Source organism: Nocardioides sp. (genome assembly GCF_035503875.1).
In the GTDB taxonomy this organism is placed as follows: domain Bacteria; phylum Actinomycetota; class Actinomycetes; order Propionibacteriales; family Nocardioidaceae; genus Nocardioides.
Genome location: NZ_DATJTA010000043.1, coordinates 24,888 through 49,409 on the forward strand (window position 1 = coordinate 24,888; position 24,522 = coordinate 49,409).

The following is a 24,522-nucleotide window of genomic DNA, read 5'->3' on the forward strand; positions in this document are numbered from 1 at the left end:
GCTAGTCAGGTCGGCACCGTCCAGACGACGGCGGTGCCGCTCCCCGGCGCGGACTCGATCCGGCACGTCCCGCCCAGCCGCTCCGCGCGGTCGCGCATGTTGCGCAGGCCGCTCTCGGCGACCTCCCCCGCCATGCCGACCCCGTCGTCGCGCACCACCAGCTCGATCTCGTCGCCGACGGTGAGCGACACGGTGATCGCGGCGGGGCCGGCGTGCCGGACGGCGTTCGACAGCGCCTCCCCCAGGACGGCGAGCAGGTGCGGGGCGACCCGTGGGGCGATCCGGGTGCGGACCGGTCCGCGGAAGGTCAGCGCCGGGCGCCGTTCCAGGTTGGCCGCCGCCCGGTCGACGATCCGGGTCATCTCCGACTGCAGGTCGGTCGACTCGTCGGCCGAGCTGAGCGCGAAGATCGAGCGGCGGATGTCGCGGATCGTCGCGTCCAGGTCGTCGACGGCCGTCTCGAGCCGCTCGGTGACCTGCGGCTGGTCGGCGAGCCGGCCGGCGCCCTGCAGCCCCAGCCCGATCGCGAACAGCCGCTGGATGACGAGGTCGTGCAGGTCCCGGCCGATCCGGTCGCGGTCCTCGAGGACGGCGAGCTTCTGCTGGTCCTCGCGGTGCCGGGCCACCTGCAGCGCCAGCGCCGCCTGCTCCGCGAACGCGGCCGGCAGGGCGGCGTCGACCGCGTGGAAGGCCTCGACGTTCGCGGGGTGCCAGGCCAGCGCGAGCACGCCCTCGATGCCCGCCCCGTTCCGCAGGGGTACGACGACCGCCGGCCCGAGCCCCTCGGCGTCGAGGTCCGGGACGGAGGTCGGCACCCCGGTGCGGACGACCTCCTCGGCGAGCGCGTCCTGGCGGGCCAGGGCCTCCAACAGGCCCGCGTCGACCCGCTGGCCGGAGACCGCCTCCACGGCCAGTTCGGCGTCGGAGTCGCCGGCGAGGATCCAGGCGACGTCGGCGGCCGCGACCGCGCGGGCGCTGTCGGCGACCGCCTGGAGCGCGTCCGCGCCGACGGTCGTGCCGGAGAGCAGCCGGGTGATCTCGGCCGTCGCCGAGAGCCACCGCTCCCGCTGCGAGGCCTCCTCGTAGAGCCGGGCGTTCTCGACCGCCACGCCGGCCGCGGCCGCGAGCGCGACCACGATGTCCTCGTCGGCCTGGGTGAAGTCCTCGCCGCCGGCCTTCTCGGTCAGGTAGAGGTTGCCGAAGACCTGGTCGCGGATCCGCACCGGGACGCCGAGGAAGGAGCGCATCGGCGGGTGGTGCGGCGGGAAGCCGTACGACGCCGGGTGCTCGGCGATGTCGTGCAGCCGCAGCGGGTGCGGCTGGTCGATGATCAGCCCGAGCAGCCCGTGGCCGGTCGGCAGGTCGCCGATCTCCAGGACCTCCTCCTCGCCGATCCCGTGGTGCACGAAGGTCCGCAGCCGCTTGCCGGGACCGGCGCCGAGCACGCCCAGGGCGGCGTACCGCGCACCGACGAGCTCGCTGCTCACGCGGACGATCCGGGCCAGCACGCCGTCGAGGCTGAGGTCGGCGCCGATGCCGACGACGGCGTCGAGCAGCAGCCGCCAGCGCGCCTGGTCGTCGAGGACCACGTCGACGCGGGTGAGCACCTCGCGCAGCAACGCGTCGAAGGCGACCTCGCGCAGCGGGTCCTCGTGCGGGTCGTCGCTCACTGGTCGAGGTGCTTGGTGGCGAAGATCGCCGCCTGGGTGCGGCTCTCCAGCCCGAGCTTGGCGAGCAGCGAGGAGACGTAGTTCTTGATCGTCTTCTCGGCGAGGAACATCGCCTCGGCGATCTGCCGGTTGGTCCGGCCCTGCCCGATCTGCTCGAGGATCTTCAGCTCCTGCGCGGTCAGCTGGTCCAGCGCGGGATCGGTCTTCGGACCCTCGCGGAGCCGGTCGAGGACCTGCTGCGTCACGGCCGGGTCGAGCATCGACTGGCCGGCGGCGACCCGGCGGACGGTGTCGACGAAGTCGGTGCCGCGGACCTGCTTGAGGACGTAGCCCGCGGCCCCGGCCATGATCGCGGAGAACAGCGCGTCGTCGTCGTCGTACGACGTGAGGATCAACGCCTTGATCTCGGGGTCGCGCGAGCGGATCTCGCGGCACACGTCGATGCCGGAGCCGTCCGGCAGCCGGCCGTCGAGGATCGCGACGTGGGGACGCAGGGCCGGGATCCGGCGGGCGGCCTCCTCGGCGAGACCGGACTCGCCGATGACGACGATGTCGCCCTCGCTCTCGAGCAGCTCGCGGATGCCCCGGCGGACCAGCTCGTGGTCGTCGAGGAGGAAGACCTTGATCGGCTCGCTCGTCGTCATGCCCCGGAATCTACCGATCCCGCCCCGGGCGGTCGACGGCCCCGGACCCGGCGGGCGTGGGACCTTCGTCCCTGTCGGCGACGGGGGTCGAGGGCGCATCGTTGCTCCTATGCCCTCGTCCCGTCCGTCACCGGCGCGCGTGGTGGAGCTCGCCTGCCGGGCGCCCAGCGTGCACAACACGCAGCCCTGGCGCTGGCGGGTCGACGGCGACCGGATCGAGCTGCGCGCGGACCGGTCCCGCCAGCTGCCCGTGGCCGATCCCGCGGGACGCAGCCTGCTGATCAGCTGCGGCGCCGCGCTGCACCACGCGATCGTCGCCGCCGCCGGGCTGGGGTACGACGCCCGCGTGGTCCGGCACCCCGACCCGGAGCAGCCCGACCTGTTGGCGCGCTTCGAGCTCGTCCCGGCCCGGCGCACGGCGGCCGCGACCGACCGGCTGCAGACCCTGCTGGCGCGCCGTACCGACCGGCGGCGGTTCACCGCGTGGCCGGTGACCGAGGAGCAGCTGGGCGAGCTCGCCGCCGGGATCCGCGACCCCGGCGTCCGGGTCGTCCCGGTCACGGGCATCGCCGACCGGCTGCGCGTCGAGCTGCTGGCCGCCCGCGCCCGCGCCGCCGAGGCGGCCGACGGGAGGTACGCCGAGGAGCAGCGCCGCTGGGCCGAGGAGGCCCGCTCGGACGCCGTCGAGCGCCCGGACGGCGTCCTGCTGCTGTGCACCACGACCGACGACCCCGACGCCTGGCTCGCCGCCGGCGAGGCGCTCAGCGAGCTGTGGCTGCGCGCCGCCCAGGAGGGGCTCTCCGTGGTGCCGCTGAGCCAGCTGCTCGAGGTCGAGGAGACCCGCTCGGCCCTGCACCACGAGGTGCTCGGCGGGCTCGTGGAGCCTCAGCTGCTGCTCCGCCTGGGCTGGCAGGAGATCGGTCTCAGCGACCTCCCCGCCACGCCCCGGCGCCCGCTCGCGGAGGTGCTGGACGGTCCCGGGACGCAGGGGACCAAGGTCCCCGCGCGCGGGGCCGTCGGGCCACTCCGCTGAGCCTGCTCTTTACCTAGCGTGGTCGTGTCCCACCCCGACCCCGCTCAGGAGAGCCCTCGTGGATCCGCTCGACATCGCCCGGTGGCAGTTCGGCATCACCACCGTGTACCACTTCATGTTCGTCCCGATCAGCATCGGTCTCTCCGCGATGGTGGCCTACTACGAGATCCGCTGGCTGCGCTCCCGCAACACGGCGTACCTCCGGTTGACGAAGTTCTTCGGCAAGCTCTTCCTGATCAACTTCGCCATCGGCGTCGTGACCGGCATCGTCCAGGAGTTCCAGTTCGGGATGAACTGGAGCGACTACTCGCGCTTCGTCGGTGACGTCTTCGGTGCCCCGCTGGCCATCGAGGGTCTGCTCGCCTTCTTCCTGGAGTCGACGTTCCTCGGGCTGTGGATCTTCGGCTGGGACCGGCTGCCCGGGAAGGTGCACGCGGCCTGCATGGTGGTCGTGCACGTCGGGACGCTGTTCTCGGCCTGGTTCATCCTCGCCGCGAACTCCTGGATGCAGCACCCGGTCGGCTTCGCCTTCAACCCCGACACCGGCCGGGCGGAGATGACGGACTTCGCCGCGGTGATGTTCAACAAGGTCCAGCTGGTGACCTTCCCGCACGTCATCCTGGCGGCGTACATGACCGCGGCGGCGTTCGTCGTCGGCATCGCCTTCTGGCACCTGCGCCGGCAGAGCGACCCCGCGTCGGAGGACGCCGGGATGTGGCGCAAGGCCGTCCGCGGCGGCGCTGCGCTGGTGCTGGTCTCGGGCCTCGGCGTCGTCCTGGTCGGCGACGTGCAGGGCAAGATCATGACCGAGGTCCAGCCGATGAAGATGGCGGCCGCCGAGGCGCTCTACGAGACCGAGCAGCCCGCGCCGTTCTCGGTCTTCACCGTCGGCACGCCGGACGGCACCGAGGAGAAGTTCTCCATCGTCATCCCCAACCTGCTCTCGTTCCTCGCCACCGGCACCTGGGACGGCGAGGTCAAAGGCATCAACGAGCTGCGCGAGCAGTACCAGGAGACCTACGGCCAGGACCCGGGCGCGGCGTACTACTCGGCGGGCGACTACACGCCGTACATCCCGGTGACCTACTGGACCTTCCGCTTCATGATGGGCCTCGGGTTCGCGGCCATGGCCGTCGCGCTGTGGGTGCTCTGGGCGACCCGGCGCGACCGGATCCCCCGCGGCCGGCTGCTCTACACCGCCGTACTCCTGCTGCCGTTCCTGCCGCTGCTGGCCAACTCGGCGGGCTGGATCTTCACCGAGATGGGCCGCCAGCCGTGGGCGGTGTTCGGGCTGATGACGACCGCGTCGGCCGTCTCCCCCGGCGTCAGCGCCACCGAGATGCTCATCTCGCTGATCACGCTCACCGTCGTGTACGGCGTCCTCGCCGTCGTCGAGGTCCGGCTGCTGCTCACCTACATCAAGAAGGGCGCCGACCCGATCACCGACGACGACCTCCCCCGGGTCCGCACCGACGCGGACGACGACAAGCCGCTCGCGTTCGCGTACTGACCGCGCGATTCGACAAGGACTGAGAAGACATGGAACTCACCACCGTCTGGTTCGCGCTGATCGCGATCCTCTGGATGGGCTACTTCGCCCTCGAGGGATTCGACTTCGGCGTCGGCATGCTGCTGCCGATCCTCGGGAGGTCCGACCGGGAGCGGCGCGTCCTGATCAACACGATCGGCCCGGTCTGGGACGGCAACGAGGTCTGGCTGCTGGTCGCCGGCGGCGCGACCTTCGCGGCGTTCCCGGAGTGGTACGCCACCTTGTTCAGCGGCTTCTACCTGCCGCTGCTGCTGATCCTGGTCGCGCTGATCGTGCGCGGCCTGGCCTTCGAGTACCGCCACAAGCGGGACGACGCCTCCTGGCGGCAGCGCTGGGACCTGGTGCTGATCATCGGCTCCTTCGTGCCCGCCGTGCTGTGGGGCGTGGCGTTCGCGAACATCCTGCGCGGCGTCCCGATCGACGCGGACTTCGAGTACGTCGGAGGCTTCTTCAACCTGCTCAACCCCTACGCCCTGCTGGGCGGGGCGATGACGCTGCTGCTGTTCCTCACCCACGGCGCCATGTTCATCGCGCTGAAGACCGACGGCCCGATCCGGTACGCCGCCCGCGCGCTCGCCGTGAAGCTCGGGGTCGCGGCCGCCGCGGTCGCGGTGCTGTTCCTCGGCTGGACCCAGGTGAAGACCGGGGACGCCGCCTCGGCGGTCGCGTTCGTCGTCGCCGCGCTCGCGCTGGTGGCCGGCATCGCCGCCGCCGTCGCGGGCCGCGAGGGCTGGGCGTTCCTGGGCACCTTCGTGGCCATCGCCGTCGGGGTGGCCGGGCTGTTCCTGGCCCTGTTCCCCGACGTGATGCCCTCGACGCTGGCCGACGGGACGTCGCTGACGACCACGAACGCCGCAGCGACGGCGTACACGCTGAAGATCATGACGGTGGTGGCGGCGATCTTCACGCCGATGGTGCTCGCCTACCAGGCCTGGACCTACTGGGTCTTCCGCAAGCGGATCGCCGTCCACCACATCCCGGAGCCGGTCCTCGCGGCCGGCCCGCGGTGACGCCGGGATGAGGCCGACCGATGCGCGGCTGCGCCGGCAGCTGGCCCCCGCCCGGGTCCCGCTGGCCGGGGTCCTGGCGACGGGCGGGCTCGGGGCGCTGCTCATCGTGGGGCAGGCCTGGGCGGTCACCGGGCTCCTGGTGGCCGCGGTGCGCCGCGAGGAGCTCCTGGGCTGGGCCGTCGCGGTGGCCGGGGTCTTCGCGGCCCGGGCGCTGACCGGCTGGGTCGGCGACCTGCTGGCGGCCCGCGCGGCCTCCGTCGTCGGCACCCACCTGCGCCGCCAGGTCGTGGCCGCGGTGCTGCGCCGGCGCGAGGTTCGCTCGGCCGACGCCGTCCTGCTCACCCGGGGCGTCACGGCCGCGGAGCCGTACCTCACCCGCTACCTGCCCGCCGTCGTCCTCGCCGGGGTGCTGCCGGTCATCACCCTGGCCGCGATCGCGTGGCTGGACCCGCTCAGCGGGCTGGTGGTGCTGCTGACCCTGCCGCTGGTGCCGGTCTTCGGCGCCTTGGTCGGCCTCGCCACCCGCGACCGGGCCGAGGAGCAGTGGCGGGCGATGGCGTCGCTGTCGGGGCACTTCCTCGACGTGGTGCGCGGCCTGCCGACGCTGGTCGCGCACCGCCGGGCGCGCGCCCAGTCGGCCACGATCGGCCGGGTCACCGACCGCTACCGCCGGGCCAGCATGGGCACCCTGCGGGTGGCCTTCGCCTCCTCGGCGGTCCTCGAGCTGGTCGCCACCCTCTCGGTGGCGCTCGTCGCCGTCGTCGTCGGAGTCCGACTGGCGCACGGCGGGCTGGACCTGCACACCGCGCTGCTGGTGCTGCTGCTCGCGCCCGAGGCGTACTGGCCGCTGCGCCGGGTCGGCGCGGAGTTCCACGCCGCAGCCGAGGGCGTCGCCACCTTCGAGCAGGTGCACGAGCTGGTGACCGGGACCCCCGACGAGCCCGTCGGCACCCCGGCGCCGGCGGAGAGCGCGCTGCTCGCCACCGGCCTCACCGTCCGGCACCCCGGGCGCACCGTCCCCGCCCTCGACGGCGTCGACGTCGTCATTCCCGGCCGCGGCGTCACGGTGGTCACCGGACCGTCGGGCTGCGGGAAGTCCACGCTGCTGGCGGCGCTCGTCGGCCTGGTGCCGCGCACGGCCGGGCGGGTCGAGGTCGGCGGGATCGAGGTCGGCGGCCAGGCCTGGCGTTCGCAGGTCGCCTGGGTCTCCCAGCGACCGGTCTTCGTCGCCGGGTCGATCGCCGACAACCTGCGTCTGGCCCGCCCCGAGGCGAGCGACGACGACCTGTGGTCGGCGCTGCGCGCCGTCGCCCTCGAGGAGCGGGTCCGCGCGCTGCCCTGGCAGCTGGCCCAACCGCTCGGCGAGGACGGCGTGAGCCTGTCCGCCGGCGAGCGCGCCCGGCTGGCGCTGGCCCGGGTGGTGCTCGCGCAGCGGCCCTGGGTCTTCCTCGACGAGCCGACCGCGCACCTCGACGACCTGACCGAGCAGGTCATCGCCGACACCGTCGTCGAGCTCGGCCGCACCAGCGCGGTCGTGGTCGTCGCCCACCGGCCCGCGCTGGTCGCGCTGGCCGACCACGTCGTCGACCTGGCCGTCGACCTGGCGGCTCCGGCCGCCGTACCCGAGACGGCGGTGAGCAGGCAACCGTCCGGGGTCGCGGACCGGTTGCCTGCTCACCGCTCCCCCGCCGTACCGGCCGAGGACGAGGAGCCGGCAGGACGACTCGGTCTCACCGCCAGCACCCTGCTGGGCGCCCTGGCGTCGCTCGCGGGCGTGGCGCTCACCGCGACGGCGGGCTGGCTGATCGTCCAGGCGTCCTCGCAGCCGCCGGTGCTCACGCTGATGGTCGCGATCGTCGGCGTCCGCACCTTCGGCCTGGCCCGGCCGGTGCTGCGGTACGTCGAGCGGCTGCGCTCCCACGACGTCGCCCTGCGGCTGCTCGCCCGCCGCCGCGTCGAGGTGTACGACGCCCTGGTGCCGCTCGTCCCCGGTCGGCTCGGCCGGCGTCGCGGCGACCTGCTGGCCTCGGTCGTCGACGACGTCGACGGCGTGGTCGACGACGCCCTGCGGGTCAAGCTCCCGCTGCGCTCCGGCGCCCTGGTCGCCGTCGTCGCGACGGCCGTCACGGCCTGGCTGCTACCCGCCGCCGGTGCCGTGGTCGCCGCGGTCTGCCTCGTCGCGGGCCTGCTCGCCTTCGCCCTCGCCCGGCTGGGAGCAGGCGCCGCCGAGCGGGCCTCCGTCGGCCTGCGGGCCGAGGTGTCCGAGGCGGCCGTCGAGACCGCCCAGGTCGCCCCCGAGCTGGTGATGTGGCAGGCCGAGCCCGCGGCCGTCGACCGGGTCGCCCGCCTCAGCGACCGGCTCGGCCGCGCCGCCGCCCGGGCCGCCGCCTGGCTCGGCGCCGCTCGCGCCGCCGTGCTGCTCGCCTGCGGCACGGGCGTCGCCCTCACCGCCTGGGCGGGCGCGCCGGCGTACGGCGCGGGCGAGGTGTCGGCCCCCGTGCTGGCCCTGCTCGTGCTGGTACCGCTCGCCCTCGCCGACACCCTGACGACCGTCGCCGACGCCGGCGCCCTCTCCGCGCGCACCCGGGCGGCCGCGGCCCGGCTCGAGGCGCTCGAGCGGACCCGCCCCGCCGTCCGCGCCACGGTCGGCGACCCCCTGCCCGAGCGGCACGACGTCGCCGTCGACGACGTCACCGCGGGCTGGTCGCCCGACCGGCCCGCCCTGTACGACCTGGCGCTGACCGTCGGTCCCGGCGAGCGGGTCGTGGTCGTCGGTCCCTCCGGCTCGGGCAAGTCGACCCTGGCGGCGCTGCTGCTGCGCTTCCTCGACCCGGTCGCGGGCGAGGTCCGTCTCGGCGGTACGCCGACCACCCGGCTCGACCCCGACGACGTACGCCGCCTCGTCGGGCTGGTCGACGACGACCCGCACGTCTTCGCCTCCACCCTGGTGGAGAACGTGCGGTTCGCCCGTCCGGGCGCGAGCGACGACGAGGTCGAGGACGCCCTGCGGCGCGCTCGGCTGGGACGCTGGCTCGACGACCTGCCGGACGGCCTGCACACCTGGCTCGGCGACGGGCACGCCCAGGTCTCGGGCGGCGAGCGGGCACGGATCGCACTGGCCCGGTCCCTGCTCGCGGAGCAGCCGGTGCTGGTGCTCGACGAGCCCACCGCCCACCTCGATCACGCCACGGCGGAGGAGCTCGCCGCCGAGGTGCTGGACGCGGCCGCGGGCCGCACGATCGTGTGGATCACGCACGACCAGGTGGGCGTCGACCGGGCCGACCGGGTCGTCGACCTGGGCACGGTCGTGAGCCGGGTAGCGAGCGACCGGGGCCGCTGAGGACGGGTGCCGCGGTCAGGCGCTCCGGTCGGTCGGGGCGCACTCGGCCACGACCGCGCGCACCGTCGGACCGCACTCCTGGGCGAGCTCCAGCAGGGTCAGCAGCTCGGTCGAGCTCCACGCCCGGGGGTCGCACTCCATCGCCGCGAGCACGCCCACCGGCTGGCCGTCCTGTCCGACGATGTGCCAGCCGGCGTACGCCCGCACGCCCAGCTCGACCACGAGCGGGTGGGTGGCGATCCCGGTCTCGACCTGGGTGTCGTCGACCACCAGCTGGCAGCCGTTCTCCCAGACGTATTTGCAGAACCCCTCGAGCGCCGGCATCTCGCGGACGCCCTGGAGACTCTCGGGCAGGCCCGCGGTGCCGAGGAAGAGCTGCCGGTCGCCCACGAAGGCGGAGAGCACCGCGACCGGGGAGTCCAGGGCCTCGCGGAGCCGACGGGCGTACTCGTCACCGGCCCGGCAGTGCTCGCTGAAGCTGCTCGTGGCCACTCTCACTCCTCGCTCGGCGCCCGATCCCGTACGGGGCCATCCACGAGTGTGACTGATCTCCTCCGAAGGGGCGAATCGCTCCGGGTCCGAGCGGTCAGCCGAGCGCCGCGCGCAGCATGTCCTCGCGCGGCACCACCTTGATGCGCTCCCGGCCCTGGGCCTCGCCGAGGGCGACCTCGTGCGCGTCCAGGCGCTCCCAGCCGTCCCAGGTGACGACGTCCACTCCGCGGTCGGCGAGGTGCTCGAGGATCGCGGCGGGGTCGTCGGACTCGGCGCTCCGGAGCGCGTCCAGGTCGGCGAGCAGGCTGGCCACGGTCTCGGCGGCGTCGGACTTGGTGTGCCCGATCAGGCCGATCGGGCCGCGCTTGACCCAGCCGGTGACGTAGGTGCCGGGCAGCGCCTCGCCGTCGAGGTCCAGGACCCGGCCCGCCACGTGCGGGACCACGCCGGCCGCGTGGTCGAACGGCAGGTCGGCGACCTCGCTGGAGAGGTAGCCGACCGCGCGGTAGACGGCCTGGACGGGGGTGTCGACGTACCGGCCGGTGCCGCGGGCGGTGCCGTCGCCGACCAGCTCGGTGATCTCGGTGCGCAGGCCCTCGACGGCGCCGTCGCCGAGCACCTCGACCGGCGCGTGGCACAGGTGGATGTGGATGCGGTGCGCGGCGCCGGTCGGCTCGGCCTCGACGTGCTTGAGCAGGGTGTCCACCACGAGGCGGGTGCCCTTGTTGGAGCTGATCGCCGCCTGGCTGGCCTCGTCGATCTCGAAGCCCTCGGGGTGCACGATCACCTCGACGCTCGGCGAGTGCGAGAGCTCGCGCAGCTCCATCGGCGAGAACTTGATCTGCGCGGGGCCGCGCCGGGCGAACACGTGGATGTCCGTCGCCTGGTTGAGGTCCAGGCCGCGGTAGACGTTGTCGGCGATCTCCGTCGTCAGCTGCTCCGCGGCGGGCTTGGCGAGCATCCGAGCGACGTCCAGGGCGACGTTCCCGGCGCCGATGACGGCGACCTCCTTGGCCTGCAGCGGCCAGGACTCGGGCGCGTCGGGGTGGCCGGCGTACCAGCTGACGAAGCTGGAGGCGCCGTGGCTGCCGGGCAGGTCGATGCCGGGGATGTCGAGCTCGCGGTCGGCCATCGCGCCGGTCGAGAAGATCACCGCGTCGTAGAAGCGGCGCAGGTCGTCGAGCTTGAGGTCGGTGCCGTACTCGACGTTGCCGAGGAAGCGGATGTTGTCGCGGGAGAGCACCCGGCGCAGCGCCTTGATGATCTCCTTGATCCGCGGGTGGTCGGGGGCGACGCCGTACCGGACCAGGCCGTACGGCGCGGGCAGCCGCTCGATCACGTCGACGCTGGCCTCGGGGTGCTCCTTGGTCAGGATGTCGGCGGCGTAGATGCCGGCCGGGCCGGCACCGATCACGGCAACGCGCAAGTTCCTCATGCGTCCAGCCTGACGTGGCCGCCGGGGACGCAGTAGCCACCGCGTCACTGTGAACCCACAGGCTGTGCCTGTGAGCGCGCTAGGCTGATCGGGTGCTCCCCGACCTGCCCTCGCTGCGGCTGCTCGCCGACGTCGCGCGGCACGGGAGCATCGGCGCGGCCGGTCGGGTCGCGGGCATCTCCCAGCAGTCCGCCTCGGAGCGGCTGCGCGCGATGGAGGCCCAGACCGGGCTGGTCCTGGTGCAGCGCGCCGCCAGCGGATCGAGCCTCACCTCCGCCGGGCGGCTGCTCGTGGAGTGGAGCACCCGGCTGCTGGAGCAGGCCGACGAGGTCGAGGTCGCACTCCGCACGCTGCGGCAGGAGCGCACCGAGGAGCTGCGGGTCTTCGCGAGCATGACCACCGCCGAGTACCTCCTCCCCCGGTGGCTGGTCCGGCTGCGCCAGCAGCGCTCGGTCACCGTCAGCCTGCACGCCACCAACTCCGAGGCCGTGCTCGGCGCGGTCCGCTCCGGCGAGGCCGGGCTCGGGTTCGTCGAGGGACCCGGCGACCTGTCCGGGCTGGCGTCCCGCGCCGTCGGCGACGACGAGCTGATGCTGGTCGCCGCGCCCGACGACCCGTGGGCGCGGCGCCGCCGCCCGCTCGACGCCGCCGCCGTCGCCGCCCGCCCCCTCACCAGCCGGGAGCGCGGCTCCGGGACCCGCGGCGTCATCGAGGACGCGATGACGCGCGCGGGGGCGGCCCTGGCCCCGCCGGAGGCCGAGCTGACCACCAACGCCGCGGTCGTCGGCAGCGTCCGCGCCGGGAGCCCGCCCGCGTTCGTCAGCCGGCGCGCGGTCGAGCGGGACCTCGACTCCGGCCTGCTGGTCGCCGTCCCCACCACCGGGCTGGACCTGCGCCGGCGCTTCACCGCCGTGTGGGTCGGTGGCCGCACCCCGCCTGCCGGGCCGGTGCGTGACCTGCTGGCCATCGCCGGGCGGGGCTGACCCGCTGGTCGAGCAGCGGCTGACCCCGGTGGTCGAGCAGCGAACGGACGAAGTCCTGAGCGCCCGTCGAGACCCCCGCAGCACGCAAGCGACCGCGGACCCCCGTCAGTCGATCGGCCGCAGCTCCTCGGCGTACGACACCGACCGGCGCCGCAGCCGGCCGTCCGGCCCGACGGCGTACTGACCCATCCGCCACAGCGGCGGGCTGTAGGCATGCACCGACACCGCCCCGTGCACGGCGCCGGTGAGTCGGTGGATGTGGTCGGGACCGAAGCTGAAGACCCGGCCCGCCTCGAGGCGGGTCTCGATGGTCTCGGCCCCCACGGCGAGGTTGTGCTCGACCAGCGCGCCGTCGACGACCGCGACCGCACCCGAGGAGACGTCGTGGTCGTGGAAGCCGGTGTCGTTCTCGGGCGTCCAGCACAGCAGCCACACGTCGACGTGAGCGTCGCGATGCAGCGAGACGTAGACGCGGTCGTCGTCGTCGAAGGCCAGGTGGTGGCGCCACAGCTCGGGGCGCAGGGCGAGGTACGACGCCAGCGAGCGCAGCTCGTCCTGGTCCAGGTCGCGCCCCGGCAGGGCCTCCAGGGACAGGTCGCCCCCCAGCGGCGTCGCCGCCCGGGCGGGGATCTCACTCGGCCTCTCGACCAGGGTCGCGGTCATGCGGCGTCCTCCACTCGCGTGTCGATGCTCCGGACGCCCAGGGCGCGGAGCGGGTTGTCGGTCCGGATGGCGCGGGTCGCGGCCCCGCCGAAGAGGGCGGGCAGCGGGTCGGCGTACGGCCGGTCGCTCCCGAGGGCGACCACGTCGATGCCCAGCACCCGGATCAGGGCGTCCACGCCCTGGGCGCCGTACGACGAGGTCTCGACGAAGACGTCGCGGTCGACCGGACCCGCGTTTCCTCCGCGGGCGGCCAGCCGCTCGTGCTGCAGCGGCGCGAGGCCCGCGCCCGCCGCGAAGATCACCCGCAGGCCGGGGTGCTGGGCGCGCACGCCGGCGGCGTGCCAGCCCCACCAGGCGCCCTGCAGCTGGGCGACGTAGCCCACCACGGGCGCCCACCACGCGGGCGCCCCGTCGACGGCGGTCGGGCCGGGATGCACGAAGACGGGCTTGCCGGCGGCCTCCGCGACGGCGAGGACGTCCCCGACGGCGTCCCAGCCGCCGGGCGTCGCGATCTGCGTCGCGGGCAGCTGCACGCCCACGAACGACCCGGCGAGCAGCTCGGCGAGCGCGGCCGGATCGGGCTCGACGGCCGGCACCGAGGCCCAGGGCGCGAAGTGGCGGGGCAGCGCGGCCGCGCCGTCGTGCCAGGCGGCGAGCGCGGCGCGGGCCTCGTCGCCGGGCAGCGACTCCAGGCCGAGCGGCGCCGACAGGCTCACGCAGGCCAGCTCGGTGCCCGCCGCCCGGTCGAGGTCGATCCGGCGCTCGACGTCGTGGTCGCCGGGGCGGACGTCGTACGGCGCCTCGCCGGCGGTGTGCAGCGTCCAGCCACGGAGGTACGGCGCACGGGTCCGCCGGCGCAGCAGCTCCACCAGCGGCGCGGGCCACAGGTGCTGGTGCAGGTCGATGGCGGTCACGGTCTCCTCAATTCAAACTAAGTCAGGTGACTTTATACCATTAACTCGATGTAACACCGCCCGCGACTCGCGGCAGGTGAGGGATGAACGCCCCGTTCTCGGGACCTCTCACCACAAGGAGCACCTCCATGCACACAGCCACCCGGACTGCCGGCGTCCTCGCCGGCGTGGCGCTGACCCTCGGCTCGCTCAGCACGATCGCGAGCTCGCCCGTGAGCGCCGCCCCGCCCGCGCCGTGCGCCCAGCAGCAGAAGCAGGTCGACAAGGCGACCGACGCCCTGGCGCGGGTCACCGCCGTCTTCGAGCGCCAGAAGGACAAGGTCGCGAAGGCCCGCGGCGAGGTCCGCGCCGCCGACACCGCACGCGAGCGCCGCCAGGCCAAGCGCCAGGTCGCCGAGGCCAAGGCCGACCGGGCCGACGCCCGGACCGACAAGAAGGCCCAGCAGCAGCGGCTGGCCAAGGCCGAGGCCCGCCTGGAGAAGTGCCAGGCCCAGCAGCCCACCGAGGGCTGACCCGAACGACCGCCGGCCCGTTGACCTGGACGTCCGTCGGGCCGGCGGTCACCCTCGCGGCACCTCGGGGCCGCGTCCCTCCAGCCCCGACAACCGGCCACGGAGCCGGCGCAGGCCGCGGTGCCGGGCGACCCGCACCGCGACCGCGCTGATCCCCAGCGTCGTCGCCGCCGCGGAGTTGTCGAACCCCAGGCCGTCCACGAGTCCGATCACATCTCGCTCACGCGGGGGAAGCGAAGCGATCGCGTGGCGGACCCAGTCCTGGCCCGCGAGGGCCAGGACCGGGTCCGGGGCCGCCGGCAGGTGACCGTCGGCGTCGTGCGGGTCGCTGGGGTCGGTACGACGACGCTCCGAGCGTCGCCGCGTGCTGCCGCCGATCTTGCGGGCGATGCCGAACAGCCACCCGGCGAACTCCGACGACGTGCCGTGGAAGTCCGCGATGCGGGTCGCCGCCACCAGCCACGCCTCGGCCGCGACGTCCTCCCCCGCGACCATGCTGTCCCCGCTGGGGCGCGTCGAGAGCCACGCGAGGAGCCGTCCCGCGTGCGCCCGGTGGAGCTCCCGCCAGGCCTCCGGATCCCCGTCCTTCGCGCGGGCGACGACGTCGTCGTCGCGGTCAGCCATCCACGTCCGCTCCGGCCGGCGCCTCGGGCTTCGCCGGCTTGGTGGGGTGGACCGGCTTCGTGGGACGCGCGGTCTGCGTGGGGCGGGCCGGCTCGGTCGGGTGCGTCGGCTTCGTGGGATGCACCGGCTTGGTCGGCTTGACGGGGTGCGTCGGCTTCGTGGGATGTGCGGGTTTGGTGGGCTTGGCGGGCTTGGCGGGCTTGGTCGGCTTGGTCGGAGGCACCGGCCGCGAGGGGTCCGCGGCCTGGGACGGCAGGACGCCTCCGGGCTCGGTGGAACCGTCCCGGTCGGTGGAACCGCCCCGGTCCGGGACACTCGGCGTACCGCCGTCCGGACGCTCGGTCCCCGGCTCGGTCGCCCCGTCCGACCCGGGCGCGCCGGTGGGGTCGACCAGGTTCGTCGGCGAGTCGCTGGCCGGCGGCGCGGGCGTGGTGGGACCCGGCGAGACCGGCGCGTCCTGGCGGGGGCTCGGCAGCCCGGGGAGGGTGACCGCCCCGGTCGCCCAGGCGCCCCCCACCGAGAGCAGCACGGTCCCGGCGACGGCGCCGACCACGGCGGCGGTCCTCCGGCCCCGGGTCACCCCCGTCGGCGTGCTCTGCCTCGCCAGCTCGGCCAGCTGGTGGACCAGGTGGTCGGGTGGCTCGATCTCGGGCGCGGCGAGGCGCAGCTCCTCGCGCCTGGGCTTGGTCATGGTCGCCTCTCGGTTGCGTCGACCGCCGCGTCGTACGCCCTCAGGGCAGGCTACGACGACAGCGGTCCTCCGGGGACTACCTGCCGCGACCGGGGCCGGTCGTTACACGCACCGCCTACTGCACGAACCGGAACAGCGGGCTGTCCGGCGAGACCACCTCGACCCGCAGCGGCGAGACGGCCATCCGGTCGAGCAGCGGCTGGAAGTCGTCGCGGTCCTGCAGCTCGATGCCGACCAGCGCGGGGCCGGTCTCGCGGTTGGAGCGCTTGACGTACTCGAACAGCACGACGTCGTCGTCGGGCCCCAGCACCTCGTCCAGGAAGCGCCGCAGGGCGCCGGGCTCCTGGGGGAACTCGACGAGGAAGTAGTGCTTGAGCCCCTCGTGGACGAGGGCGCGCTCCCAGATCTCGGCGTACCGGCTGACGTCGTTGTTGCCGCCGGACAGCACGCACACCACGGTCGAGCCGGCGGGCAGGTCGAGGCCCTGGCGCAGCGCCGCGGTCGCGAGCGCGCCGGCGGGCTCGGCGATGATGCCGTCGGACTGGTAGAGGTCGAGCATCTCCACGCAGATCAGGCCCTCGGGGACGGCGGTCAGGGCGGGCGCGTGCACCCGGACCGCCTCGTACGTCAGCGTCCCGACCCGGCGTACGGCGGCGCCGTCGACGAACGAGTCGACCGTGTCCAGCCCGATCGGGCCACCGGCGTCGACCGCGGCCGCCATCGACGCCGCACCGGCCGGCTCGGCACCGACGACGCGCGCTGCGGGCGCGTGCTCTGCCAGCACCACGAGCATGCCCGCGAGCAGGCCACCCCCGCCGACCGGAACCACGACCGCGTCCGGCGCCGTGCCGAGCTGCTGCAGCACCTCGGCCGCGACCGTGCCCTGGCCCGCGATGGTGCGCGGGTCGTCGAACGGCGGCACCGGCGTCGCGCCCGACTCCTCGGCCCAGGTCGCGCTGGCGAGCGCGGCGTCGTCGTACGTGTCGCCGTCGATGACGACCTCGACCCAGTCGCCGCCGAGCGCGGCGATCCGCTGCCGCTTCTGCCGCGGCGTCGTGCGCGGCAGGAAGATCCGGGCGCGTACGCCGGTCCGGGCGCACGCGAACGCCACCCCCTGCGCGTGGTTGCCCGCGCTCGCGCAGGTCACGCCGCGCGCCCGCTCCTCGTCGGTCAGGGAGGCGATCACGGTGTACGCGCCGCGGCCCTTGTAGGAGCGGACCTCGTGCAGGTCCTCGCGCTTGACCCAGACGTCGTACCCCGTCAGGGCCGAGAGCCGGGGGCTGCGCTGCAGCGGCGTCGGCTCCGCGATCTCCTTCAGGCGGACCGCAGCCCGCTCCACGTCCTCCACGCCCGGCAGCTTCACGGCACGACCGTACGGCGGGCCCAGGAGCACCGAGAACACCACCCCGGTCGCAGCTCCCTCAGAGCAGGCGACCGCAGTGCGGCCACGGGGAGCGCCCGCGGTCGCGGTAGAGCAGCTGAGCCCGGTAGGTCTGCTCGGCGCTCGACGCCTGGTGGGCCAGGCCACGCCCGCCGACGCTGCGCCAGGTGCCCCCGTCGAACTGGTAGAGGCCGTAGTAGCCAGCCGCGTTCACCGCTCGCGGGTTGCCCGAGGACTCGCACTTCGCGAGCGCCCGCCAGTTGAGGTGCCCGGTGCCGGGCACCGTGCCGAAGCGGGCGCCGACGAGCACGCGGCGCGGGGCCGGCGCCTTCACGACCCGACGCGCCACGTCGGTGTCGACCGGGCGGCCGTTGCGGGACCAGCGGGTCACCCGGACCTTGCGGACGCCGTCGCGACCTCGGGACACCACGCGGTGCTTGCCCGGCCGGAGCTCGCTGGTGGTGCGGACGGCCCGACCCCGATCGATGGTCACCCGGCGGAACCTGACCGACTTGGAGACGCGGACCACCCGGACCAGGTCACCGCCGCGGACGGGCAGGCGCGCCTCGCCCGTCACCACCCGGCCGGCGCGGATCAGCCGCACCCGGTCGTGGCGCTTCAGTCGGACACCGGCGGCGCGGACCACCCCGCCCGGCGTGGCGGCAGCGCTGGCCACCGTCCGCCTGGCCTTCCGGCCGTCCTTGACCTGGACCTGCTGGACGGCGCGTGGCGCGGTGGTGCCGCTCGGCTGGCCCACCGCGCCCGCGCCGGTCCGGGCGGGCGGGTGGGCGGCGTACGACGGACCGGCGCTCAGCGCGGCCGTCGAGACGGCGGCCGCGACGAGGGCGACGCTGCGGGAGACGCTGCGAGAACAAGGGGCAAAGCGGAATCGCAAGAGTGAGAACCTCGTGGTGGGGTAACCCGATCACGCACCGGGTATCTGGCCCGCGCAACGGCGCGGCTGTGCATCCTCGGATGCGCGCGTGCCCGGCCGACGGCCTCGGCACACGATCATCGACCGTAGAGGACCCCACCAAACCCTCAGGAGCCGGCGCTCCCGCGCGCGACCCGCGCAGCGTGCACCCCCGCGCCCTAGCCGTTATCGACGTTCACGACCACCACCCCGGCGCTGATCGCCGGCGGCGTCGCGGACGACGTCCTCGATCTCGAGGGCGACGGGCACGCCCGCGCCCTGGCAGTCGTCCTCGTGCTGCTCGGGATGGCGCGGCGGTGCGGTCGGGGGCGCGTTGGGCCCTGTCGCTGGTGCTGTTGCTCGCCTGAGCGCCGTCGTTCCGGCGGCTTCCGGCACGACTGTGGGGCGGGCGGGATCCCGCCGCCCACCTCTGTCCTACGACAGACCGCGACAAGCCGGCGGGGCGCCCTCAGGACACCCCGAGGTCGGTCATCGCGGAGCGCAGCCAGACATGGGCGGGGTCGAGCTCGTGGGCGGGGTGCCAGAGCATGGCCATCATCAGCGACGGCAGCGGCAAAGGCGACTCCTTCACCACGGTGCCGGACACGTCGGCCAGCAGGGTGGCCAGGCGTCGCGGCAGGACGCCGATCCGCTCGCTGCCGGCGACCAGGAACGGCACGCTCGTGAAGCTGTTCACGAGGACGTCCTGCGAGGTCTCGAGGCCCTGGCTGTGCAGGTGGGTGATCGGCGGGATCTGCCCGCCCTGGGCGAGGCGGAAGGCCACCCAGGAGCTCGCCCCGAGGTCGTCGGGCGTGAGGTCGCGCTCGGCGAGCACACCGCCCCGGGACACGACGAGGACCCAGTCGTCGCGCGCGATGTCGACGAACGGGTAGTCCGGGATCGAGGCCCGCGGGAGCATCACGCCGTCGGCCTCCATGAGGTGACCCGGGAAGTCGTCCAGGGTGATCGCCTCGAACGAGGAGAACCGGACGGTCGCGTGCGGGGCGTCGCGCCGGATCCGGTCGACCGTGGCGGCGCCGTACAGCGACGTGAAGTGGTCGGAGACGACGAAGTTGAACTCCCGCGTGGTCGTCGCGAGGTCGAAGCTGTTCGAGATGTCGAGCAGTCCGCGGACCTCGGCGAGCGTGCCGGGCGTCCGCTCGGCGATCACGCTCGCGAGCGGCGTCAGCACGTAGCCGCCGTCGCGCCGGACCAGCAGGTCGTCCCCGAAGTGCCGGCGCAGCCGCGCCAGCGAGGCGCTCATCGACGGCTGGCTCACGCCCAGCCGTCGCGCGGCCGCCGTCACCGACCGCTCGCGCAGGAGGTGGTCGAGCGCCGTCAGCAGGTGGAGGTCGAGGTTCCTGGTGCCGGCCATGACCGGAGTATGGCTCTTGAAACGTCCGCCCGCAGCCGCGGATCGGCGGCCCGATCAGACCAGCGCGGGCGTACGACGAGGTGCGCGCCGACCGCCCGCGACACGGTTTCGCTGCCTGACCTGTCGGTATAGGAGACCCCCATGGGCGGCATACGAAGATCGCCCGCCCGATCCTGTTGCGGTCGTCACATCGGCTGGGCCACAGTGGTGCCGCCGCCAACCTGAAACGATTCAGGTTCGCTCCGGCCATCTCGCGGGCCCCGGCGCTGATCCGGCCCGCCCTCCCGACGCCGACCCCGTGGTCGACGGCGATCCGTCCTGCCCTGCCCGGGCGCGGCGACCACTGAGAGAAAGAAGCACCGCATGCGATCCACGAAGTTGTCGAGAGGGTGGGCCAGAGCCACCCGGCGGAAGACCGTCGCGCTGTCGACCGCGGCGGTCCTCGGCGCCTCGGTCCTGACCCTGACCACCGCCACGGGTGCCCCCACGGCGGCCGCCGCCGACTCCCGGAGCAGCGTCTCCCCGACCCAGTTCGACACCCCGGGCATGGAGTACCGCCCGGGCGTGCGCTGGTGGTGGTCCGGCGGGGCCGTCGAGACCGACGTGCTCGCCGAGCAGCTGGAGTACCTCGCCTCGCACGGCTTCGGGACCGTGGAGATCAACCCGTACCGCATCGTGCCGGACGTCGCCGACGCCCGGATCCAGGACATCTACACGCCGGCGTTCTACGAGAAGCTCGAGTTCGCGGTGAAGAAGGCCCAGGAGCTCGGCATCACCGTCGACCTGAACATGGGCTCCGGTTGGAACGCGAACAGCCAGTTCACGACGGTCGAGGACAGCGAGGGCAACCTCGCCCTCGGCCGCGCCACGCTCAGCGGCGCGCAGGTCAAGGCCGGCGCGATCGGCGTACCCGCCCTCGCCAAGAGCCGGCAGTACGGCGACCCGATGCCGCGGTTCGAGCCGTCCCTGGTCCGGCTGCAGGGCGTGGTCGTCGCCAAGCGGACCGGCGTCGCAGGCGCCCTCACCGGCGACGCGACCCTCTTCGACGACGGCGCGACCGTGTGGGACCAGCGGATCTCCCTCGACGTGGCCGACAGCCACTTCGTCGACGCGAGCGAGATCTCGGGCCCCTCCTTCGCCCTGCCCGCCGAGGTCACCGCGGGCATCGCCGACGGCGACGACTACGAGGTCGTCGCGCTCTACTCCGTGCCCGCCGGCGCGGGTGCCGCCGGCACGACCGGTGCGCGCCCCGACTGGTTCACCGTCGACCACATGAACGCGGCGAAGACGCTGGAGTACGTCAACCAGTGGGTCGGCGAGGAGCACCTGAGCCGGATCGTCGACACCTACGACAACGTCCGCGCGCTCTTCAACGACAGCCTCGAGCTGCACACCGACCTCTACTACAACCAGGGCCTCTTCGAGCTGGCCAAGGACGCCGAGAACAACGGCCTGGGCTACGACTTCAGCAAGTACCTGCCCACCGTCTACAAGCAGAACCTCGGCGCCGCCGCCTACCGCCCCAACACCATGTCCGGCGCGGCCGACTCCTACCTGACCTACTCGACCGACAACGCCGTGACCAACCGGATCCTGGCCGACTTCCGGACCCTGGTCGGGAAGAAGTTCGAGGAGGGTCTGCAGGGCTTCCAGCGCGGGACGAACTCGCACGGCCTGCTCTACCGCCAGCAGGCGTACAACCCGCCGATGGACATCATCGGGTCGGCGGAGTTCGTCGACATCCCCGAGGACGAGCAGCACGACGAGTACCGCCTGATCACCGCCTCCTCGGGCGCCAATCTGCACGACCGGAACCTGGTCACCGCCGAGCAGTTCACGCTGGGCCTCACGCCGATGCAGAACTCGCTCGACTCGCTCAAGGTCGGCTTCGACCTGATGGCCACCGGCGGCGTGAACAACTTCTTCTACCACGGCCTGAGCTACCCCTACGGCAAGGGAACGGCGCAGTACGGCGAGAACGGCTGGGCGTCGTTCCCGACCATCGGCGTCAACATGTCGGCCGAGAACACGCTGGCGCCGTACTTCGGCCAGCTGAACGCGTACGCCTCCCGGCTGAACTACCTGATGCAGCAGGGCGACCCGAGCCGCGACGTGGCGGTCTACGCCCCGTTCAACACCCGGGCCGTCGCCACCGGCGCCACCCCGACGCTCAACGCCAACGGCTACGCCTGGGACGTCATCAACGACAAGTCGATCCAGGCGGACGACACCGTCGTCGAGGACGGCCGGCTCAGCGTCAACGGCGGCAAGGCGTCGTACGACGCCCTGGTCGTGCACACCTCCACGGTGCCCGTGGAGACCATGCGGCACCTGCACGCGCTCGCCGAGCAGGGCGCGCCGATCGTCTTCTACGGCGCCCTGCCCAACGCGCAGTCGGGGTACGCCGACGGCCAGTTCGCCGCCGAGGACCGCAAGGTCGCCTCGCTCGCCGACCGGATCCTGCTGGACGGCACCCGGACCTACCACCGCACCAGCGAGACCTCCCTCGCCAACGTGCTGAAGCGGGTCGTCACGCCCGAGGTCACCTACGACACCAACACCGACGTGCGCTTCACCCGGCGCACGCTCGACGACGGCGGCGAGCTGACCTACCTGCGCAACACCAGCACCGCCGCGAACACGATCACCGTCCGGGCCGACGAGCGGTACGAGAACTTCTACTGGCTCGACCAGAAGACCGGTCGCATCCACGAGGCGGACGTGCAGGACGGCGCCGTCAGCATCACCCTCGACCCGGGCAACGACCCGCTGGGCCGCGGCTCGTCGCCGTCGAAGCCGAGCAACGGCATCGCGCTGCTCGCCGAGCCCGCCGGGGTCACGATCGACGAGGCCGAGCTCACCTCCGGCCTGCCCGCAGGCGTCAACCGGGTCGCCCCGGAGCAGACCCTGCCGGTCACGCCCGAGTCGCTCACCGTCACCGCCGACAACCTCGACGGCGTCATCGGCGGCGAGGTCACGACCCGGACGTTCACCGAGGACGTGCTCGGCAACTGGAAGGACGCGACGTACCAGGACGGCACGCTGCGCTCGGTCGTGTCCGACGGCGTCTACCGCGCGCGCATCGACGTCACCCCGGAGAAGGGCCGCTCGTACGTCCTGGACCTCGGCGAGGTGTTCACCGCCGCCCGGGTGACGGTCAACGGCACGGACGCCGGCAGCGCCATCTTCGCGCCGTACGAGCTCGACGTGACCAAGTTCCTGAAGGCAGGCGCGAACGAGATCGAGATCGCCGTGACGCCGCGGAAGAAGAACCGCTACTTCCCGGCCGCGACGAACGCGAACGGCCAGTACTCCATGGCCAGCCCGCAGGACGCGGGGCTCGTCGGCCCGGTGACGCTCGGCGTCTCCGCCCTCTCCGACGGCACGGCGCCCGCGGTCGTCACCGCTCCGCAGGTGAACGGCAACGCCTCCGTCGGCGGCACGCTGACGGCGACGCCCGGCACCTGGGACGTCGCCGGCACCGGCTTCGCCTACCAGTGGCTGCGCGACGGTACGGCGATCGCCCGGGCCACCGGCGCGACGTACCGCCCCGTCGCCGCGGACGCCGGTCGTGCCCTCAGCGTCCGGGTGACCGCGACCCGGACCGGCTACGGGTCCGGCACCGCCACCTCGGCCGCCGTCCGGGTCGACCGGCTGGGCTCGAAGGCCCGGGTCGCCCTGAGCGCGAAGAAGGTCCGGGCCGGCAAGCCCGTCACCGTGGCCGTGCGGGTCACGGCTCCGGGCGTCGCGGCACCGACCGGCACCGTCCGGATCACCCGCAACGGCACGGTCGTGCGGACCGTGTCGCTGAAGGCGGCGAACCGCGGGGTGGCCCGGGTCCGGCTACCGAAGCTCCGCAAGGGCACCTACCGGATCGCGGCCCGCTACCTGGGCGACGCCCGGGTGGCGCCGAGCAAGGCCTCGCCGGTCGTGCTGAAGGTGACGCGCCGGAAGTAGCGAGTACGGCGGCGGCCGGGACGGCTCACACCGTCCCGGCAGCCGCCGTTGCCCACATTGCTGGCTTGCGCTCGTCGTCAGGTCAGTTCCAGAACCCGACCCCGTAGATGGCCCTGACCCCACGGATGTCGCCTCGGCCGAGGTAGCGGTGGTAGGACTCGCAGTGATGGACAGTCGGGCGCATCACCTGGCTCGACGACTGCGGCGAGTGGTCCAGGCCGAGGGCGTGGCCGAACTCGTGGACCATGATCGCCTCCAGGTCGTGCCGGTTCGAGCACGCGGTCTCACTGGCGCCGGCGTAGAACGCATGACCTCTGTTGTTCTGGATGCTGAACCGCGCGGAGCCGTCCGAGTAGTTCCACCTGCAGGCACGCGCGACGGTCGTCATGTCGGAGATGGTCGCCCAGCCGACGACATTGACCGGAGGCGCAGTACTGCAGCCAGCGGCCGCGCTCGTCGTGCCTCGGTAGTCCATGTAGATGTTTGGCCAGGAGACATTGATGTTGCAGTTGTTCCAGAGGACGTCCCAGCTGTCGGCCGCTGACTTGATCCGGGTCCGATACTGAGCATCGGTGTAGATCGTCGGCTCCCCAGCGGGGTTGTAGTACCACTGGATGTTCCGGTAGCCGCCCTCGTCGGTACCCATCTTCTGATAGTTACTCGAAGGCACGTGCGACGTGTAGCCGCACTTGGTGGCAGCACTCCAGTTCGCAGCGGCGGCCGAAGAGCTGGCGTTCTCGGACGCGGCCGGGATGTCCCTGTGCTGAGAGCCGACTGGCTCACTCTCCTCAGCGCGGCGGGTCGCGGCTTCGAGCTTGGCAGCCTTCTTGCCGGCGACCTCCTCAGCCAGACGGGATGCGTGGGGGCCGTGGGCTGAGTGGCCCTCTCCTGCTTGGGCTACTACTGCGTCGGCCTCAGTGATGGCATCGTCGGTCCCGTACTGGTCGTCATCAACGGCGGTGACCAGCTGGCCGTCCTCTGTCAGATGCGCGCTGTACTCGGCTGAGTCGCTCTCCGTGGCCGCGTCGACGTGCATGTGGACGCTGCTGCCCGGTTCGGTGGGAATCAGAAGGGTGGTCTGATCGTCGAACGTCACGGTCGCCGGAGGAGTTTCGCACTCGGATGCCAGAGAGGCATACGCCGTGGCCTCGTCGAAGCGCAGGGTGTCGCCGCACTCCACAGTTGAGTTCGCCGCTGTTTCAGGTCTGTCTGCCCAGGCGGCGGCTGGTACGGCTGCGATTGCCAAGATGGTGACGATCCCAAGGCTGGAACGGGTTAGGGATGATGAGAACCGCATGGTTCCTTCCGATTGGTGAGTGAGTGGGAGGTTGGTTTT

Annotated in this window: 19 protein-coding genes; 7 read left to right on the forward strand and 12 right to left on the reverse strand. The window is 73.4% G+C overall.

Going from position 1 to position 24,522, the window contains the following annotated elements:
• Positions 1-5: 5 nt before the first annotated feature.
• Both VMF51_RS10260 and VMF51_RS10265 read right to left on the reverse strand, forming a co-directional pair.
• A complete protein-coding gene (locus VMF51_RS10260) occupies positions 6-1,670 on the reverse strand; it encodes a GAF domain-containing sensor histidine kinase (RefSeq protein WP_325474326.1) in 1,665 nt (554 codons plus the stop codon).
• Entirely contained in the window at positions 1,667-2,314 is a 648-nt protein-coding gene (locus tag VMF51_RS10265; protein ID WP_325474327.1) for a response regulator transcription factor, read from the reverse strand. The genes VMF51_RS10260 and VMF51_RS10265 overlap by 4 nt, the downstream gene beginning before the upstream one ends.
• Positions 2,315-2,423: 109 nt before the next feature.
• Here VMF51_RS10265 and VMF51_RS10270 point away from each other — a divergent pair, with 109 nt between their 5' ends.
• Genes VMF51_RS10270 through cydD form a run of 4 tightly spaced genes read left to right on the forward strand, consistent with a single transcriptional unit; the run spans position 2,424 to position 9,246 of the window.
• Entirely contained in the window at positions 2,424-3,347 is a 924-nt protein-coding gene (locus VMF51_RS10270; protein ID WP_325474328.1) for a nitroreductase family protein, read from the forward strand.
• A 58-nt stretch (positions 3,348-3,405) separates the two neighbouring features.
• On the forward strand, positions 3,406-4,857 hold the full coding sequence (locus tag VMF51_RS10275) for a cytochrome ubiquinol oxidase subunit I (RefSeq protein ID WP_325474329.1): 1,452 nt from the start codon (positions 3,406-3,408) through the stop codon (positions 4,855-4,857).
• A gap of 29 nt (positions 4,858-4,886) precedes the next feature.
• The gene (gene cydB, locus VMF51_RS10280) at positions 4,887-5,906 is read left to right on the forward strand and encodes a cytochrome d ubiquinol oxidase subunit II (protein ID WP_325474330.1); all 1,020 of its coding nucleotides are present in this window, start codon (positions 4,887-4,889) and stop codon (positions 5,904-5,906) included.
• 7 nt (positions 5,907-5,913) lie between these two features.
• Positions 5,914-9,246 carry a thiol reductant ABC exporter subunit CydD gene (gene cydD / locus VMF51_RS10285; protein ID WP_325474331.1) on the forward strand — a complete coding sequence of 1,111 codons (3,333 nt, stop codon included), beginning with the start codon at positions 5,914-5,916 and terminating at the stop codon, positions 9,244-9,246.
• Between the two features lie 15 nt (positions 9,247-9,261).
• Here cydD and VMF51_RS10290 read toward each other — a convergent pair whose 3' ends face one another.
• Together VMF51_RS10290 and VMF51_RS10295 are read right to left on the reverse strand one after the other, a co-directional pair.
• Positions 9,262-9,738, reverse strand: coding sequence for a GAF domain-containing protein (locus VMF51_RS10290; protein WP_325474332.1), 477 nt, complete (start codon positions 9,736-9,738; stop codon positions 9,262-9,264).
• Between the two features lie 94 nt (positions 9,739-9,832).
• Positions 9,833-11,173 carry an FAD-dependent oxidoreductase gene (locus VMF51_RS10295; RefSeq protein WP_325474333.1) on the reverse strand — a complete coding sequence of 447 codons (1,341 nt, stop codon included), beginning with the start codon at positions 11,171-11,173 and terminating at the stop codon, positions 9,833-9,835.
• 92 nt (positions 11,174-11,265) lie between these two features.
• Here VMF51_RS10295 and VMF51_RS10300 point away from each other — a divergent pair, with 92 nt between their 5' ends.
• Complete coding sequence (locus tag VMF51_RS10300) at positions 11,266-12,156, forward strand: LysR substrate-binding domain-containing protein (protein WP_325474334.1); 891 nt, start codon at positions 11,266-11,268, stop codon at positions 12,154-12,156.
• Between the two features lie 105 nt (positions 12,157-12,261).
• Here the strand turns inward: VMF51_RS10300 and VMF51_RS10305 are convergent, their stop codons facing one another.
• Complete coding sequence (locus VMF51_RS10305; RefSeq protein ID WP_325474335.1) at positions 12,262-12,819, reverse strand: cysteine dioxygenase family protein; 558 nt, start codon at positions 12,817-12,819, stop codon at positions 12,262-12,264.
• On the reverse strand, positions 12,816-13,733 hold the full coding sequence (locus VMF51_RS10310; protein ID WP_325474336.1) for an amidohydrolase: 918 nt from the start codon (positions 13,731-13,733) through the stop codon (positions 12,816-12,818). The genes VMF51_RS10305 and VMF51_RS10310 overlap by 4 nt, the downstream gene beginning before the upstream one ends.
• A gap of 128 nt (positions 13,734-13,861) precedes the next feature.
• Between VMF51_RS10310 and VMF51_RS10315 the strand changes: the two genes are divergently transcribed.
• Positions 13,862-14,245, forward strand: coding sequence for a hypothetical protein (locus VMF51_RS10315; RefSeq protein ID WP_325474337.1), 384 nt, complete (start codon positions 13,862-13,864; stop codon positions 14,243-14,245).
• 48 nt (positions 14,246-14,293) lie between these two features.
• On the opposite strand, the gene VMF51_RS10320 is transcribed toward VMF51_RS10315, so the two are convergent.
• From VMF51_RS10320 to VMF51_RS10340, 5 genes are all read right to left on the reverse strand, one after another.
• Positions 14,294-14,869: an RNA polymerase sigma factor gene (locus VMF51_RS10320; protein ID WP_325474338.1), complete on the reverse strand. Its 576-nt coding sequence runs from the start codon at positions 14,867-14,869 to the stop codon at positions 14,294-14,296.
• The gene (locus VMF51_RS10325; RefSeq protein ID WP_325474339.1) at positions 14,862-15,560 is read right to left on the reverse strand and encodes a hypothetical protein; all 699 of its coding nucleotides are present in this window, start codon (positions 15,558-15,560) and stop codon (positions 14,862-14,864) included. Before VMF51_RS10325 ends, VMF51_RS10320 begins: the two co-directional genes overlap by 8 nt.
• 115 nt (positions 15,561-15,675) lie before the next feature.
• Positions 15,676-16,923: a threonine ammonia-lyase IlvA gene (gene ilvA, locus VMF51_RS10330; protein ID WP_325474340.1), complete on the reverse strand. Its 1,248-nt coding sequence runs from the start codon at positions 16,921-16,923 to the stop codon at positions 15,676-15,678.
• 58 nt (positions 16,924-16,981) lie between these two features.
• The gene (locus VMF51_RS10335; protein WP_325474341.1) at positions 16,982-17,836 is read right to left on the reverse strand and encodes a resuscitation-promoting factor; all 855 of its coding nucleotides are present in this window, start codon (positions 17,834-17,836) and stop codon (positions 16,982-16,984) included.
• Between the two features lie 487 nt (positions 17,837-18,323).
• Positions 18,324-19,229, reverse strand: a complete 906-nt coding sequence (locus VMF51_RS10340) for a LysR family transcriptional regulator (RefSeq protein ID WP_325474342.1) — start codon at positions 19,227-19,229, stop codon at positions 18,324-18,326.
• A 363-nt stretch (positions 19,230-19,592) separates the two neighbouring features.
• Between VMF51_RS10340 and VMF51_RS10345 the strand changes: the two genes are divergently transcribed.
• Positions 19,593-23,186, forward strand: a complete 3,594-nt coding sequence (locus VMF51_RS10345) for a glycosyl hydrolase (RefSeq protein WP_325474343.1) — start codon at positions 19,593-19,595, stop codon at positions 23,184-23,186.
• Between the two features lie 82 nt (positions 23,187-23,268).
• Here VMF51_RS10345 and VMF51_RS10350 read toward each other — a convergent pair whose 3' ends face one another.
• Entirely contained in the window at positions 23,269-24,432 is a 1,164-nt protein-coding gene (locus tag VMF51_RS10350; protein ID WP_325474344.1) for a matrixin family metalloprotease, read from the reverse strand.
• Positions 24,433-24,522: the final 90 nt, after the last annotated feature.

Excerpts from the sequence above, each read along its gene's own strand:
- VMF51_RS10265 (WP_325474327.1), bottom strand. The coding sequence starts at position 2,314 with ATGACGACGAGCGAGCCGATCAAGGTCTTCCTCCTCGACGACCACGAG.
- VMF51_RS10270 (WP_325474328.1), top strand. The coding sequence starts at position 2,424 with ATGCCCTCGTCCCGTCCGTCACCGGCGCGCGTGGTGGAGCTCGCCTGC.
- cydB (WP_325474330.1), top strand. The coding sequence starts at position 4,887 with ATGGAACTCACCACCGTCTGGTTCGCGCTGATCGCGATCCTCTGGATG.
- cydD (WP_325474331.1), top strand. The coding sequence starts at position 5,914 with ATGAGGCCGACCGATGCGCGGCTGCGCCGGCAGCTGGCCCCCGCCCGG.
- VMF51_RS10295 (WP_325474333.1), bottom strand. The coding sequence starts at position 11,173 with ATGAGGAACTTGCGCGTTGCCGTGATCGGTGCCGGCCCGGCCGGCATC.
- VMF51_RS10305 (WP_325474335.1), bottom strand. The coding sequence starts at position 12,819 with ATGACCGCGACCCTGGTCGAGAGGCCGAGTGAGATCCCCGCCCGGGCG.
- VMF51_RS10315 (WP_325474337.1), top strand. The coding sequence starts at position 13,862 with ATGCACACAGCCACCCGGACTGCCGGCGTCCTCGCCGGCGTGGCGCTG.
- VMF51_RS10320 (WP_325474338.1), bottom strand. The coding sequence starts at position 14,869 with ATGGCTGACCGCGACGACGACGTCGTCGCCCGCGCGAAGGACGGGGAT.
- VMF51_RS10325 (WP_325474339.1), bottom strand. The coding sequence starts at position 15,560 with ATGACCAAGCCCAGGCGCGAGGAGCTGCGCCTCGCCGCGCCCGAGATC.
- VMF51_RS10340 (WP_325474342.1), bottom strand. The coding sequence starts at position 19,229 with ATGGCCGGCACCAGGAACCTCGACCTCCACCTGCTGACGGCGCTCGAC.
- VMF51_RS10345 (WP_325474343.1), top strand. The coding sequence starts at position 19,593 with ATGCGATCCACGAAGTTGTCGAGAGGGTGGGCCAGAGCCACCCGGCGG.